We start from the raw sequence: 14,117 nt of genomic DNA on the forward strand, positions 1-14,117 counted from the left end.
CTGCACCACTACAACTGGCACAGGCCGCACAGCAGTCTCAACTACAAACCACCAATCAGTCGGGCTCCATTGCCACTGAACAACGTACTGGGTTTACACAACTAGGCGTCCCCGCCCGTTCCCACAGGTGAAGCAACGATGGCCGCTCCTGCCTTGTAACCGCCTCACCAATGTCGCCGAAAAAGACCGTGACCAGGTCTTTCGACGAACCGCTCTACGGTCGTGATCCAACCTGAACGTTTTTGGCGGGCCTCACCTCAGATTTTGAACGGATGCACGAGACATCCGAGCGAACCGAGGTAGCCCCATGAGCGAGACCATCACAGCTGGCGCTGAGCGCCGGACGATTTCCCTGTCGTTGAACGGCAGCCCTACTCAAGTCGAGGTGTACCCGTGGATCACCGCCCTCGACCTGCTGCGTGAACAGCTCGACCTGATCGGTACCAAGAAAGGTTGCGACCACGGCCAATGCGGCGCCTGCACGGTGCTGGTGGACGGCCGGCGGGTCAACGCCTGCCTGACCCTGGCGGTCATGCTCGACGGTCGTCAACTGACCACCATCGAAGGCCTGGCCGGCGGCGACGAACTGCACCCGATGCAGCGCGCCTTCGTCAAGCACGACGCTTTCCAGTGCGGCTATTGCACGCCAGGGCAGATCTGCTCGGCGGTCGGCCTGGCCAATGAGGGGCGGGTCGGCGACGCTGCCGACATCCGCGAGCGCATGAGCGGTAACCTGTGCCGTTGCGGCGCCTACAGCAACATCCTGGCCGCCATCGAAGAGGCGCTGCCCGAGAGCGAACAGGCGGTGCGCCCATGACCCCCTTCGCCTATAGCAAGCCTGCGGCCATCGACGAAGCGGTGCGCCTGGCCGGGCCCGACAGCCTGTTCATCGCCGGCGGCACCAACCTGGTCGACCTGATGAAGGAAAACCTGGTACGGCCCAAGCGCCTCATCGATATCAATGCGTTGCCGCTGCGTGACGTGACCGTCACCGCCGACGGCGGCCTGCGCATCGGCGCCCTGGCCGGCAACGCCGAACTGGCCTGGCACCCGGAGATCGAGCGACGTTATCCGCTGCTCGCCCAGGCACTGCTGTCCGGTGCATCGCCCCAGGTGCGCAACATGGCCAGCGCCGGCGGCAACCTGCTGCAGCGTACCCGCTGCCATTACTTCTACGACGCCCAGGTGCCGTGCAACAAGCGCGAGCCAGGCAGCGGCTGCCCGGCTCGCGAGGGGCTGAACCGCAACCATGCGCTGTTCGGCGCCAGCGAGCATTGCGTGGCGGTGCACCCGTCGGACTTCTGCGTGGCCCTGGCTGCCCTGGACGCTCAGGTGGTGATCACCGGCCCGCAAGGCGAGCGCCGCGTGGCCATGAGCGACTTTCACCGCCTGCCGGGCGATACCCCGCAGCGCGACACGGTGCTGGAGCCAGGCGAACTGATCCTTGCCATCGAGCTGCCGGCTGAAGATTTCGCCAGTCATCACGCCTACCTCAAGCTGCGTGACCGCGCCTCGTTCGCCTTCGCCCTGGTGTCGGTGGCCGCAGCGCTGCAACTGGATGAAAACGGGCAGATTCGCCAGGCCCGCATCGCCCTGGGCGGTGTGGCCCACAAACCGTGGCGGCGAGCGGATGTGGAGGCCAGCCTGGTCGGCCAGGCCGCCACGCCGGAGCATTTCGAGGCTGCCGCTGAGCTGCTGTTGGCAGATGCCCAGCCGCTGGGCCACAACGCCTTCAAGGTCGAACTGGCGCGTCGCGCCGTGGTTCGTGCCCTGTCTACCGCCGCAAGAGGAGCCCGCCCATGAACGCGCGAACCCTCGGCCAACCCCTGGACCGCGTCGACGGCCCGCTGAAAGTCAGCGGCCAGGCGCGTTATGCCGCCGAGCATCCGGCCGATGACCTGCTGCACGGCAGCGTGATCTGCAGCGTGATCGCCCGCGGCCGCATCACTGCCATCGACGGCTCGGCTGCCCTGGCGCTGCCTGGCGTCAAGCTGGTACTCAGCCACCTCAATCGTCCGCCCATGGCCCAGGACGACGAGAGCTACGAGGATGACGATGCCGCCGACGGCTCACCCTTTCGCCCGCTGTTCAACGCGCGTATCCGCTACAGCGGTCAGCCGGTGGCGCTGGTGGTCGCCGACACCCTGGAGCTGGCCCGTCATGCCGGCTCGCTGGTGCGCATCAGCTACGAGCAGCAGCCCCATGCCACCGACCTGCGCGAAGCCCTCAGCGAGGCCCATGCCGCGCCGGCCGAATTGCCCAAGCCTCGCGGCGATGCCGATGGGGTGATCGCTGGTGCGCCGCTGCGCCTGGAGCTGGAATACGAGCTGCCGTGCGAGTATCACCACCCGATGGAGCCCCATGCATCGACGGTAATCTACCAGGCCGATGGCAGCCTGCTGGTGCACGACAAGACCCAGGGCCCGCAGAACAGCCAGCGGTATCTGGCCGATGTGCTCAAACTCGAGCCTGGCCGCGTGCGCATCAAGTCTTCCTTCGTGGGTGGCGCCTTTGGTTCCGGCCTGCGCCCGCAATACCAGTTGCCGCTGGCCGCCATGGCGGCGTTGAAGCTCAAGCAATCGGTGCGCGTGACCCTGACTCGCCAGCAGATGTTCACCTTTGGCTACCGACCACGGGCTATGCAGCACCTGCAACTCGGCGCCGATGAGAATGGCAAGTTGCAGGGCCTGGTGCACGAAGTGATCGCCCAGACTTCGCGCTTCGAAGACTTTACCGAGCACGTCGCCGAATGGTCGGGGATGCTCTACCACTGCGATCACGTGCGCCTGGCTTATCGACTGGCGCCGCTGGACGTCTACACGCCGCTGGACATGCGCGCGCCGGGTGCTGCCACCGGCCTCTACGCCCTGGAGTCGGCGATGGACGAGCTGGCCTGGGCGGCGGGTGTCGATCCCGTGCAGCTGCGCCTGACCAACTACGCCGAAACCAACCAGAACGAGGGCAAGCCGTATTCCAGCAAGGAGCTGCGCGCCTGTTACCAGCAGGGCGCCGAGGCCTTCGGCTGGAGCCGGCGCAGCCCGCAGCCACGGGGCATGCGCGAGGGCCATCAGCTGATTGGCTACGGCATGGCGACTGGCGTGTGGGAGGCCATGCAGATGCCGGCCAGCGCCCGCGCCAGCTTCACGGCGGACGGCCGCTTGATCGTCGCCAGCGCAACCTGTGACATCGGCCCGGGCACCGCCACGGTGATGATCCAGATCGCTGCCGACGTGCTGGGCATGGATCCCTCCCAGGTGGAGTTTCGCCTCGGCGACTCCAGCCTGCCCAAGGCGCCGCTGCAGGGCGGCTCGTTCACCGTGTCGTCGGTGGGCAGTGCGGTACGCGAGGCGTGCCTGGCACTGGCCGACAAGCTCTGTGAGGCGGCGCGACAATGGCCCGAAGCGCCGTTCAGCGACGGGGCGGCGCTGCGCTTCAGCGCGGGCCGCGTGCAGCAGGGCGAGGATGCCTGCCGTGCGGTCGAACTGAGCGCGCTGCTCGCTCGGCACGGCAGCCTGGAGGCCGAGGTGCAGGCGCAGCCCGGCAAGCAGCGCGAGCGCTACGCCAGTGCCAGCCATTCGGCGGTGTTCGTCGAGGTGCAGGTGGACGAAGCGCTGGGCACGGTACGCGTCACTCGGGTGGTCAGCGCCATCGCCGCGGGCCGGGTGATCAACCCGAAAACCGCACGCAGCCAGATTCTCGGCGGTGTGGTGTGGGGCATCGGCATGGCCCTGCACGAGGAGGCGATGATCGACCACGGCCTGGGGCGCTGCATGAACCACAACCTGGCCGACTATCACCTGCCGGTGCAAGCCGATATCGGCGATATCGAGGTGATCTTCGTCGAAGAAAACGACACCATCATCAACCCGCTGGGCTCCAAGGGTGTGGGCGAGATCGGTATCGTCGGCGTTGCCGCGGCGGTCGCCAATGCGGTCTACCACGCCACTGGCAAGCGCATCCGCCAATTGCCGATCACCCTCGACAAGCTGCTCTGACGGTTGCCGATGACGGGTTCGCCAGCGCGGGCCCGTCGTCGCGCCTCTTCGGTTCGTTACGTATCACCAGCCAGATTCCCAGCCCCGAAATCAGTGTGCCCAGGCCCATCAGCCAGGACAGCGGCTCGCCGAACATCGCCGAGGCCCATACCAATGTCAGCGCGGGGCTCAGGTACAGCACGCTGGCCACCCGGGTCGGCGTCGAGCGCTTCAGGCACAGCCAGTACAAGCCGTAGCCACCGATGGTGGAGACGCTCGTCCACAACACGCTCAGGGCGAAGCCGCTTGAGGGCACCGGCATCAGGCTGCCGTCCATCGCGGCCAGCAACGCGAACGGCACGCAGCAGATGCAGCACTGCAGCCACAGATTGCCGAGCAGGTCGAGTGATGCCGTGGCCTTGGTGCGTTTCTGCCACAGCGTCGCGACCGCCAGCGAGAACATCCCCAGCAGCGGCAGACCATAAACCCACAACGGCGCATCGCCCCAGGCCAGTGCGTCCGAGGTGACCAGCACCACGCCCGTCAGGCCGACGGTCAGGCCGAGCCAGGTGCGCCAGCCCAGGTGCTGCTGGAATACCAGCACGCTGAGCAGAGCGACGCCGATGGGCAGCAGGTCGGCCAGCAGGGCGGCGAGCCCGGCAGGTACGCCAAGGGCGATGCCCTGAACCACGCCGGCGAGGTAGCCGCCCATCGCCAGCAAGCCGATACCGGCGTGGCGCAGCAGGGTGGCTGGCGAGGCGTTGCGCAGGCGGGGCAGCGCCCAGGGGGCCAGCAGCAGCGCGAACAGCAGGCTGCGCCAGAACACCACCAGCATGGCCGGCGCATGCTCGATGGAGAACCGCGCGCCGATGAAGCCTGAGCTCCAGATCACCACCAATGCCGCTTCGAGCAGCAGCAGGGGAATCGCGACGGGCCAGAGGCAGGGAGTCAGTCGAGCGGACATGGCGGCAAACCGGATGAAGGGTGTAGGTCCAGCCTACGAAGGTGGCGTAATCTAATAAATCAAAATTTATCGAATCAGTCGTTCGGAGTTATTGAATAATGAGTGCCGTGCTCGACATCGAGTTGATCCGCACCTTTCACGCCGTGGCGCGTGGTGGGCGCTTCAAGGCGGCTGCCGAACAGTTGCACAAGAGTCCGGCAGCAATCAGCGTGCATATCCAGCGCCTGGAGGCAGTCGCCGGCGGCCGGCTGTTCGATCGCGACAACCAGGCGGTGGCGCTGACCGCGCTGGGCAAGCGGCTGCTGCGCTCGACAGGCGAACTGCTCAGCACCCATGACCGGGTGCTCGCCGAGCTGCATGGCCCAAGGCTGGTCGGGCGCATCCGCCTGGGAATACCCGATGAGTACGCCGCCCACGTGATCCGCGACATCCTGCCGATCTTCGCCGCGGCCTGGCCCAACGTGGTGCTGGAGGTGAAGACCGCCCCCAGCTATACGCTGCGCGACCAGGTGCAGGCCGGCAAGCTGCACGGCGCGATGCTCACCCTGCCGTTGGGGCAGCGCGAGCCGAGAGCCCAGGTGCTGGTCGCCACCACGCCGGTGTGGGTAGCGGCGGCGGTCTATCCCCAGGCCTGGAAAGAGACGCTGCCACTGGCCATCCACGCGGCCGACTGCCCCTACCGCAGCCTGATGCTGGAGTCGCTGAAGGCGGCGGGGCACACCTGGCGGGTGGTGCTGGAAAGCCCGTCCAGCCAGGCCATCAGGGCCTGCGTCGAATCGGGCCTGGCGATCACCCTGATGGATCGCGCGAAGATGAGCAGCGCCATGCGCATCGTCGAGGAGCTACCCCAGGCTGCCGAGCACGAGGTGATGTTCCTGCGCTCGGCCCAGGCGCAGCACGACGAGGCCCTGGAGCTGTTGGCCCAGGCCATTCATCAGCACTTTCGGCTGTGATCAGCGGTGCTTGGTACTCGAGCGCAGTTTGTAGCGTTCGCCCGGGTGAGTCAGGCGCACGTAGCTGATCAGGTGCTCGTCCGACCAGGTACGGCGGATCATTGACAGGCACGCGGCGCCGTTGGCGATGTCCAGCCATTCGGCGGTGCGGGCGTCGGCATGCACGGCCTCGACCACATGCTCCACGTCGCTGATCGGGCAACTGGCGACCAGCACTTCGTTGGGCGTCTGCCTGGAAAAGTCGCTGCTCAGGTAATGGGGCACCCAGCGGGGATTGACGAAGCGATCTTCGAGCTGGATCGGCACGCCGTCTTCCAGATGCACGAGGATGCTGTGAAACACCTCGGCACCGATGCGCAGGCCCAGGCGCAGCGCCACCTCGTCATCGGCGGCCAGCGCTTCACTGCGCAGGATGCGATTGGAATAGACATGGCCGCGGGCGCGCACTTCGGCGGCGATGTTCATCACCTCGTGCAGTGACGACTCGGACTTGCGGTCGGTGACGAAGGTGCCCAGGCCCGCCTGGCGGATCAGGTAACCCTGCTGTACCAGGTTGTTGATGGCCTTGTTGGCGGTCATCCGGCTGACCGAAAAATCCCTGGCCAGCTGCTCTTCGGGGGGGATCTGGTGATGCAGCGAGTAGTCACCGTTGCCGATGCGCTCGAGCAGAAAATCCTCGATGGCCTTGTAGCGCGGGGTGGTGGTCACGAAAGCTCCTTGGCAAGACCGGGTGCGCGGATGATAGCGCGCGATTCGCTCTGTAGGAGCCCCGCCCCGGGGCGAAGCGGAGCACAACCTGCGGTGTGTCCATCATTCGCCGCGACGCGCGGCCCCTACAAAGACCCTGGCTCGGCTCAGCCAACCGACGGCAGCAAGCCGGTCGGCAGCAACGGCGTCAGCACGCGTTCGGCCAGCAGTTCATCGGCGGCGGCGATGTCCGGGGCGAAGAAGCGATCCTCGACGTAGTAGGGCACCTTGGCGCGCAGCGTCTGGCGCGCGCGTTCCAGTTTCGCCGAGCTCTTCAGGCCATGGCGGAAGTCCAGGCCCTGGCAGGCGCCCAGCCATTCGATGGCGAGTATGCCGCGTACGTTCTCGGCCATTGGCCACAGGCGCTTGCCAGCGTTCGGTGCCATGGACACGTGATCTTCCTGATTGGCCGAGGTCGGCAGGCTGTCGACGCTGTGCGGGTGGGCCAGGGCCTTGTTGTCGCTGGCCAGGGCCGCGGCCGTGACCTGGGCGATCATGAAGCCCGAGTTGACCCCGCCGTTCTCGACCAGGAAAGGCGGCAGTTGCGACATGTGACGGTCCATCATCAGCGAGATGCGGCGCTCCGACAGGGCACCGATTTCCGCGATGGCCAGGGCCAGGTTATCGGCGGCCATGGCCACCGGCTCGGCGTGGAAGTTGCCGCCGGAGATCACGTCGCCCTGTTCGGCGAACACCAGCGGGTTGTCGGACACCGCGTTGGCCTCGATCTGCAGCACGTCGGCGGCCTGGCGCAGTTGGGTCAGGCAGGCGCCCATGACCTGGGGCTGGCAGCGCAGCGAATAGGGGTCCTGCACCTTGTCGCAGTTGGCGTGGGAGCGCGCCACTTCACTGCTGTCGCCGAGCAGGTCGCGGTAGGCCGCCGCCACATCGATCTGCCCGTGCTGGCCGCGGGCGGCATGGATGCGCGCATCGAAGGGGGCCCGCGAGCCGAGCATGGCCTCCACGCTCAAGGCGCCGCACACGGTGGCCGCGGCGAACAGGTCTTCGCCCTCGAACAGCCCGCGCAGGGCGTAGGCGGTCGATACCTGGGTGCCGTTGAGCAAGGCCAGGCCTTCCTTGGCGGCCAGGGTCAGTGGCTGCAGGCCGGCCACCGCCAGTGCTTCATTTGCCGGCAGCCACTGGCCCTTGTGGCGCGCCTGGCTCTCGCCGAGCAGCAGCAGCGACATGTGCGCCAGCGGTGCCAGGTCGCCGGAAGCACCCACCGAGCCCTTGAGCGGAATGTGCGGATAGACCTCGGCGTTGATCAGCGCGATCAACGCATCGATCACCGTGCGGCGAATGGCCGAGAAGCCGCGCGCCAGGCTGTTGACCTTGAGCAGCATGATCAGCCGCACCATGGCGTCGTACAGCGCCTCGCCGACACCGGCGGCGTGGGACAGCACCAGCGAGCGCTGCAGCTTTTCCAGATCGTCCGGGGCGATGCGCGTCGAAGCCAGGAGGCCGAAGCCGGTGTTGATGCCGTAAGCGGTGCGGCCTTCGGCGAGTATCTGCTCGACACAGGCGACGCTGGCGTCGATGCCGGCATGGGCGCTGGCGTCGAGCGTGACGTTGACCGGCTGCAGGTACACGGCGCGCAGCTGGGCCAGGGTCAGCGCGCCCGGTTTGAGGTTCAGGGTGGTCATCAATCAGGCTCCTCGGGTGATCATCGGCAGGTTCAGGCCCTGCTCATGGGCGCACTCTATGGCGATTGGGTAGCCGGCGTCAGCATGGCGCATCACGCCGCTGGCCGGGTCGTTGGTCAGTACGCGGGCGATGCGCTCGGCAGCCTCGTCGCTGCCATCGCAGACGATCACCACCCCCGAGTGCTGGGAAAAGCCCATGCCCACGCCGCCGCCATGGTGCAGCGACACCCAGGTGGCGCCGCCAGCGGTGTTGAGCAGGGCGTTGAGCAGCGGCCAGTCGGATACCGCGTCGGAGCCATCCATCATCGCTTCGGTCTCGCGGTTGGGGCTGGCCACGGAGCCGGAGTCCAGATGGTCGCGGCCGATCACCACCGGCGCCGACAGCTCGCCGCTGCGCACCATCTCGTTGAAGGCCAGGCCCAGCTTGGCGCGCTGGCCCAGGCCGACCCAGCAGATGCGCGCCGGCAGGCCCTGGAAGGCGATGCGCTCGCGAGCCATGTCCAGCCAGCGGTGCAGGTGGGCGTCGTCGGCGATCAGTTCCTTGACCTTGGCGTCGGTCTTGTAGATGTCCTGCGGATCACCCGACAGCGCCACCCAGCGGAACGGGCCTATGCCGCGGCAGAACAGCGGGCGGATGTAGGCCGGCACGAAACCGGGGAAACCGAAGGCATCGGCGACGCCTTCGTCCTGGGCCATCTGGCGGATGTTGTTGCCGTAGTCGAAGGTCGGCACGCCCATCTTCTGGAAGTCGAGCATGGCTTGCACGTGCACGGCCATGGACTGCTTGGCGGCCTTGACCACCTCGGCCGGCTGGGTCGCGGCGCGGTCGCGGTACTGCTCCCAGGTCCAGCCGGCCGGCAGGTAGCCGTTGAGCGGGTCGTGGGCGCTGGTCTGGTCGGTGACCATGTCCGGGCGCACGCCACGGCGCACCAGCTCGGGGAGGATCTCGGCGGCATTGCCGTGCAGGGCGATGGAGATCGCCTTGCCTTCGGCGGTGTACTTACCGATGCGCGCCAAGGCGTCGTCCAGGTCTTCTGCCTGCTCGTCGACGTAGCGGGTACGCAGGCGGAAATCGATGCGGCTCTGCTGGCACTCGATATTCAGCGAGCAGGCGCCGGCCAGGGTGGCGGCCAGTGGCTGCGCGCCGCCCATGCCGCCGAGCCCGGCGGTGAGCACCCAGCGGCCCTTGAGGTCGCCGCCGTAGTGCTGGCGCCCGGCTTCGACGAAGGTTTCATAGGTGCCCTGGACGATGCCCTGGCTGCCGATGTAGATCCACGAACCGGCGGTCATCTGCCCGTACATGGCCAGACCCTTGGCATCCAGCTCGTTGAAGTGCTCCCAGGTCGCCCAGTGCGGCACCAGGTTGGAATTGGCGATCAGTACCCGCGGCGCATTGGCGTGGGTCTTGAACACGCCCACCGGCTTGCCGGATTGCACCAGCAGGGTCTCGTCGTCGTTCAACTGCTTGAGGCTCTCGACGATGGCATCGAAGCATTCCCAGTTGCGCGCTGCCCGGCCGATGCCGCCATAGACCACCAGCTCCTTGGGATTTTCCGCCACCTCGGGGTCGAGGTTGTTCATCAGCATGCGCAGCGGCGCTTCGGTCAGCCAGCTCTTGGCGGTGAGCTGAGTGCCACGCGGGGTGCGGATGACGGTATCGCGAAAGGTGGTCATGGCGGGTTCCTCGATTGCAGGGGCAGTAGGGGCGGGCGGCATCACAGCCACCCCAGGTAAAGGGCCAGGTGGCCGAGCGGCAGGCTGAACAGCAGGCTCAGCAGACAGCGTTGCAGCCAGACCAGCAGCAGGTCGCGCAGGCGCAGGGGAATGCGGGTGGCGAGCATGCAGGGGATGGAGGCGGAGAAGAACAGCACGCTGCTAACCGAAACGATGGCGGTCACGAAACGCACCAGTTGGTCGGCGTCCTTGAGCAGGATTACTGGCAGGAACATTTCCGCCAGGCCCGAAGCCAAGGCGCTGGCCACCTGCATCGGCTGCTCCAGGCCGAACAGCCAGGTCAGCGGGTAGAGCAGCAGGCCGATGGCGTCGAACAACGGGGTGTACTTGGCGGCCAGCAGGCCCAACAGCCCGACGGCCAGGATGCTCGGCAGGATGTACGCGGTCATGCGCAAGCCATCGATGAAGGTGCCCCACAGCGACACGTGCAGCGAGGGCGCGCAGGCGGCCCGCGCCACCCCGGCGCGCCAGGCACTGGCGAAGCGGTTCTCGCCTTGCTCTAGTTCGGCTTCCGGCAGGCGCTCGGCAGACAGTGAAGCCAATGGATAGAGGCGGGCCGTGACCGATGTGACCAGAAAGGTGATCAGCAGCGTGCTCCAGAAATACAGGTTCCAGTGCTCCATCAGGTCCAGGGTCCTGGCCACCACCACCAGAAACGGCACCGACACGGTGGAAAAACCAGTGGCGATGATCGCCGCGTCGCGCAGGCTGTACTGGCCTTCGCGGTACATACGGTCGGTGATCAGCAGCCCCACCGAGTAACTGCCGGCGAACGAGGCGATGGCATCGATCGCCGATTTGCCCGGGGTGCGCCACAGCGGGCGCATCACCGGCTGCATGAGTACGCCGACCAGCTCCAGCAGCCCGAAGCCGATCAGAAACACCAGCGCCAGGGCGCCCAGGGGCACGATCACCGCCAGGCTCAGCACCAGCTTCTCGAACAGAAAGGGCAGCATGTCCGGCTGATACAGCGCCGCCGGGCCGAGCTCGAGCAGGTAGGCGATGCCCACCAGCAGGCCGAGGCTTCTGAGCACGCTGAATAGGATAGTGGTCACGCTGTTGCGCCAGGAGCCGTCGAACCAGGGCATCACTGCGCCGTAGAGCATGAACAGCAGGGCGCAGATGATCACCAGCGGCCGTGCATGGGTTTGCAGGGCCGAGGCGGCGTGGTCGAGCAGCAGGCTGGAGCGCCCGGCCAGTTCCATCGGCACGAAGAACAGCAGGATGCCGACCAGGCTGTAGCCGAGCAGGCGCGCGATGGCCACCGGGGCACTCAGGGGCGTTGCGCTGGTCATCTCGACGCGTCGGCTGGCGTGGTCAGGGCTTTGATGAGCATGGCAATCTCCGTGCTTGTTGTTATGGGAGAAGTGGGCAGCGAGCGCTCATTCGCTCATCGTGAGCAGATGCAGCAGCCGGGCGGCAGCACGGGCGGTGCGGTTGTCGATGTCGTGCTGTGGGTTGACCTCGGCGACGTCGATCAACCGCAGCTTGCCGCTGGCCTTCAGGCGCAGCAGCAGGGGTTCGAGCAGCGCCAGGGGCACGCCGCGGGCGGCTGGGGCGCTGACGCCGGGCGCTTCGCAGGCCGGCAGTACGTCGATGTCCAGGGTCAGGTAAAGCAGGTCGCAGCCGGCGACGAAGGCGTCCAGGTCGCGGCCGATGGCCTCCAGGGTGGCCTCGCGAATGTCGCGGTCTTCGCGCACCAGCACGTTCAGTTCGGCGGCGCGCTCGAACAGCGCGCGCGTGTTGCTGGCGCGGCTGATGCCCAGGCAGGCGTAGTTGAAGAGCCAGCCACGCGCGGTGCACTGTTCGGCAATCTGCGCGAAGGGCGTGCCCGAGGAGTGCACGTGCGCCGGGTCGCGCAGGTCGAAATGGGCATCGAAATTGATGATGCCGATGCGCGGGGCGGCCTTCCGCGCATCGGCTCGTTTTTCCAGGTGTCCGGCCAGCCCGGACCAACTGCCGTAGGCCACTTCGTGTCCGCCGCCGAGTACCAGCGGCAGGTGTCCGCTGTCGAGCAGCGCGCACACGCCGTTGGCCAGGCGCGTCTGGGCGGCCTCCAGGTCGCCGTCTTCGCAAACGATATCGCCGGCTTCGAAGGCCGGCGCGTCGCGATGCCAGGCCAGGTTGGCCAGTGCCTTGCGCAGCGCTGCGGGGCCGCCCGCGGCACCCACGCGGCCGTGGTTGCGCTGCACGCCTTCGTCACAGGCGAAGCCGAGCAAGGCGATGCCAGGCTCGGCACCGGCGTGCAGCGGCTGGATGCGCTGGTGCCAGCGGGCGCTGTCCGGTTCGGGGTCGACGCGGCCGGTCCACGGGGCCATGGTGAAACGGTCAGCGTGCATGGCTGATGACTCCATTGAAGACGCGCTGGCGCAGGCGCCCGGCCTGCACGGCATAGGCCAGCTCGGCTGGTTGGCGAACGTCCCACAGGCACAGATCGGCGACCGCGCCAATCGCGATGCGGCCCAGCTCCGGGCGGCCGAGGGCGCGCGCCGCATGGGCGGTCATGCCGGCCAGGGCTTCGCGCGGGGTCAGGCGAAACAGGGTGCAGGCCAGGTTGGCCATCAGCGTGGGCAGGCAGATCGGCGAAGTGCCGGGGTTGGCATCGCTGGCCACTGCCATGGGCACGCCGTGGCGGCGCAGCAGGTCGATGGGCGGCAGACGGGTTTCGCGCAGCACGTGAAAGGCGCCGGGCAGCAGCACGGCAACGGTCCCGGCCTCGGCCATGGCGCGCACGCCGTCCTCGTCCAGGTACTCGACATGGTCCGCGGACCAGGCGCCATAGCGGGCGGCCAGCGCGCTGCCGCCCAGATTGGAAAGCTGCTCGGCATGGGCCTTGATCGCCAGGCCGTGGCGCTGGGCAGCCTGGAAAACCCGCTCGCACTGGGCCGGGGAGAAGGCGATGCCTTCGCAGAACACGTCCACTGCGTCGGCCAGGCGCTGGCTGGCGGCGGTCGGAATCATCTGCTCGCAGACCAGCTCGATATAGCCATCGGCATCGCCGGCGTATTCCGGCGGCAGGGCGTGGGCGCCGAGCAGCGTGGTACTGATGCGCACCGGCCGCAAGGTGGCCAGGCGCAGCGCCACGCGCAACATCTTCAGCTCGTCGTGCAGGGTCAGGCCATAGCCGGATTTGATCTCCAGGGTGGTGACGCCATCGGCCAGCAGGGCATCCAGGCGCGGCAGGCTGGCTGCGATCAGCTCGTCCTCGCTCGCGGCGCGGGTGGCCCGCACGGTGCTGAGAATGCCGCCGCCGTTGCGGGCGATGGTTTCGTAGCTGACGCCTTCGAGGCGCTGTTCGAACTCGCCGGCACGGTCACCGGTATACACCAGGTGGCTATGGCAATCGACCAGGCCGGGCGTCATCACGCCGCCGCTGGCCGCTTCCTTGGCGCCACCGGCCAGGCTCGGGGCGAACTCGCTCTCCGGCCACAGACCGGCAATACGCCCATGCTCGACCTTCACGGCCATCGGCTCGGGGAGTTGTTCGAGGCCATCGAACAGGGTGACGTTGCGCCAGAGCAGGGGAGTGGACTGAGAGGAAGCCATTGAAGATCGCCTTTTTTGTAATGTATATACAATTAAGCGAAAGGCCTCAGATGGTCAAGCCCTACGCGATATTATCGGCATATATACGGGCTTTTTCCGTTATATATGTATATACATTTTTGTGGCTGGAAGACGACTCAGGAGCGATCCCGGGGATAGCGCTTGGCGAGAGGGAAGGCCGGCAACCAGGCTTCGCGCCGGCTCGTCCAGCATTCGTAGGTGGGCTGCAGCTGATCGGGTGCGTCGAGGGCGCCCAGGTGGATTTCGATTTCATCGCCGCTGTGGGCGAACAGCGAGGAGCCGCAAAGCGGACAGAAGTGGCGCCCGGCGTAGCTATGGGTTGCGCCGCTGACCGTCACGGCGTTGTGGAGGAAGATCGCCGCGGCGTAGAACAGCGCGCCATGGTGCTTGCGGCAGTCGAGGCAATGACAGATGCCGACTCGCTCAGGCTGGCCTGCCGCTGAGAGTCGGACCTGGCCGCACAGGCAGCCACCGGTGAATGGATCCATGCCGCACCTCCTGCAGGCTCACCGCAGAAACCATAGCAGCAGGCGAG

At 67.1% G+C, this 14,117-nt stretch carries 12 protein-coding genes and 1 pseudogene; 5 read left to right on the forward strand and 8 right to left on the reverse strand.

Going from position 1 to position 14,117, the window contains the following annotated elements; genetic code table 11:
* The 4 genes and pseudogenes from BVH03_RS26005 to BVH03_RS17090 all read left to right on the forward strand — a co-directional run.
* Window positions 1–105, forward strand: a pseudogene (locus tag BVH03_RS26005) (IS481 family transposase); the annotation flags it as partial.
* 202 nt (window positions 106–307) lie between these two features.
* Window positions 308–817: a (2Fe-2S)-binding protein gene (locus BVH03_RS17080; RefSeq protein ID WP_075962292.1), complete on the forward strand. Its 510-nt coding sequence runs from the start codon at window positions 308–310 to the stop codon at window positions 815–817.
* Window positions 814–1,803, forward strand: a complete 990-nt coding sequence (locus BVH03_RS17085) for a xanthine dehydrogenase family protein subunit M (RefSeq protein ID WP_075962293.1) — start codon at window positions 814–816, stop codon at window positions 1,801–1,803. Before BVH03_RS17080 ends, BVH03_RS17085 begins: the two co-directional genes overlap by 4 nt.
* Window positions 1,800–3,995, forward strand: coding sequence for a xanthine dehydrogenase family protein molybdopterin-binding subunit (locus tag BVH03_RS17090; RefSeq protein ID WP_075962294.1), 2,196 nt, complete (start codon window positions 1,800–1,802; stop codon window positions 3,993–3,995). Before BVH03_RS17085 ends, BVH03_RS17090 begins: the two co-directional genes overlap by 4 nt.
* On the opposite strand, the gene BVH03_RS17095 is transcribed toward BVH03_RS17090, so the two are convergent.
* Entirely contained in the window at window positions 3,973–4,938 is a 966-nt protein-coding gene (locus BVH03_RS17095) for a DMT family transporter (RefSeq protein WP_075962295.1), read from the reverse strand. The two genes, BVH03_RS17090 and BVH03_RS17095, sit on opposite strands and share 23 nt — an antisense overlap.
* Before the next feature lie 98 nt (window positions 4,939–5,036).
* On the opposite strand from BVH03_RS17095, the gene BVH03_RS17100 reads away from it, so the two are divergent.
* On the forward strand, window positions 5,037–5,891 hold the full coding sequence (locus tag BVH03_RS17100; protein ID WP_075962296.1) for a LysR family transcriptional regulator: 855 nt from the start codon (window positions 5,037–5,039) through the stop codon (window positions 5,889–5,891).
* Here BVH03_RS17100 and hutC read toward each other — a convergent pair whose 3' ends face one another.
* From hutC to BVH03_RS17135, 7 genes are all read right to left on the reverse strand, one after another.
* Entirely contained in the window at window positions 5,892–6,599 is a 708-nt protein-coding gene (gene hutC, locus BVH03_RS17105; protein ID WP_075962297.1) for a histidine utilization repressor, read from the reverse strand. It lies immediately after the preceding gene.
* Between the two features lie 146 nt (window positions 6,600–6,745).
* The gene (gene hutH, locus BVH03_RS17110) at window positions 6,746–8,281 is read right to left on the reverse strand and encodes a histidine ammonia-lyase (protein ID WP_075962298.1); all 1,536 of its coding nucleotides are present in this window, start codon (window positions 8,279–8,281) and stop codon (window positions 6,746–6,748) included.
* 3 nt (window positions 8,282–8,284) lie between these two features.
* Entirely contained in the window at window positions 8,285–9,955 is a 1,671-nt protein-coding gene (gene hutU / locus BVH03_RS17115) for a urocanate hydratase (protein ID WP_075962299.1), read from the reverse strand.
* Window positions 9,956–9,996: 41 nt separating this feature from the next.
* Complete coding sequence (locus BVH03_RS17120; protein ID WP_075962300.1) at window positions 9,997–11,310, reverse strand: YjiH family protein; 1,314 nt, start codon at window positions 11,308–11,310, stop codon at window positions 9,997–9,999.
* A gap of 87 nt (window positions 11,311–11,397) precedes the next feature.
* Window positions 11,398–12,354, reverse strand: a complete 957-nt coding sequence (hutG, locus tag BVH03_RS17125; RefSeq protein WP_075962301.1) for a formimidoylglutamase — start codon at window positions 12,352–12,354, stop codon at window positions 11,398–11,400.
* Entirely contained in the window at window positions 12,344–13,561 is a 1,218-nt protein-coding gene (gene hutI, locus BVH03_RS17130; protein ID WP_075962302.1) for an imidazolonepropionase, read from the reverse strand. The genes hutG and hutI overlap by 11 nt, the downstream gene beginning before the upstream one ends.
* 137 nt (window positions 13,562–13,698) lie before the next feature.
* A complete protein-coding gene (locus BVH03_RS17135; protein ID WP_075962303.1) occupies window positions 13,699–14,070 on the reverse strand; it encodes a GFA family protein in 372 nt (123 codons plus the stop codon).
* Window positions 14,071–14,117: the final 47 nt, after the last annotated feature.

The sequence above is a fragment of the Pseudomonas sp. PA15(2017) genome, from assembly GCF_001945395.1.
In the GTDB taxonomy this organism is placed as follows: domain Bacteria; phylum Pseudomonadota; class Gammaproteobacteria; order Pseudomonadales; family Pseudomonadaceae; genus Aquipseudomonas.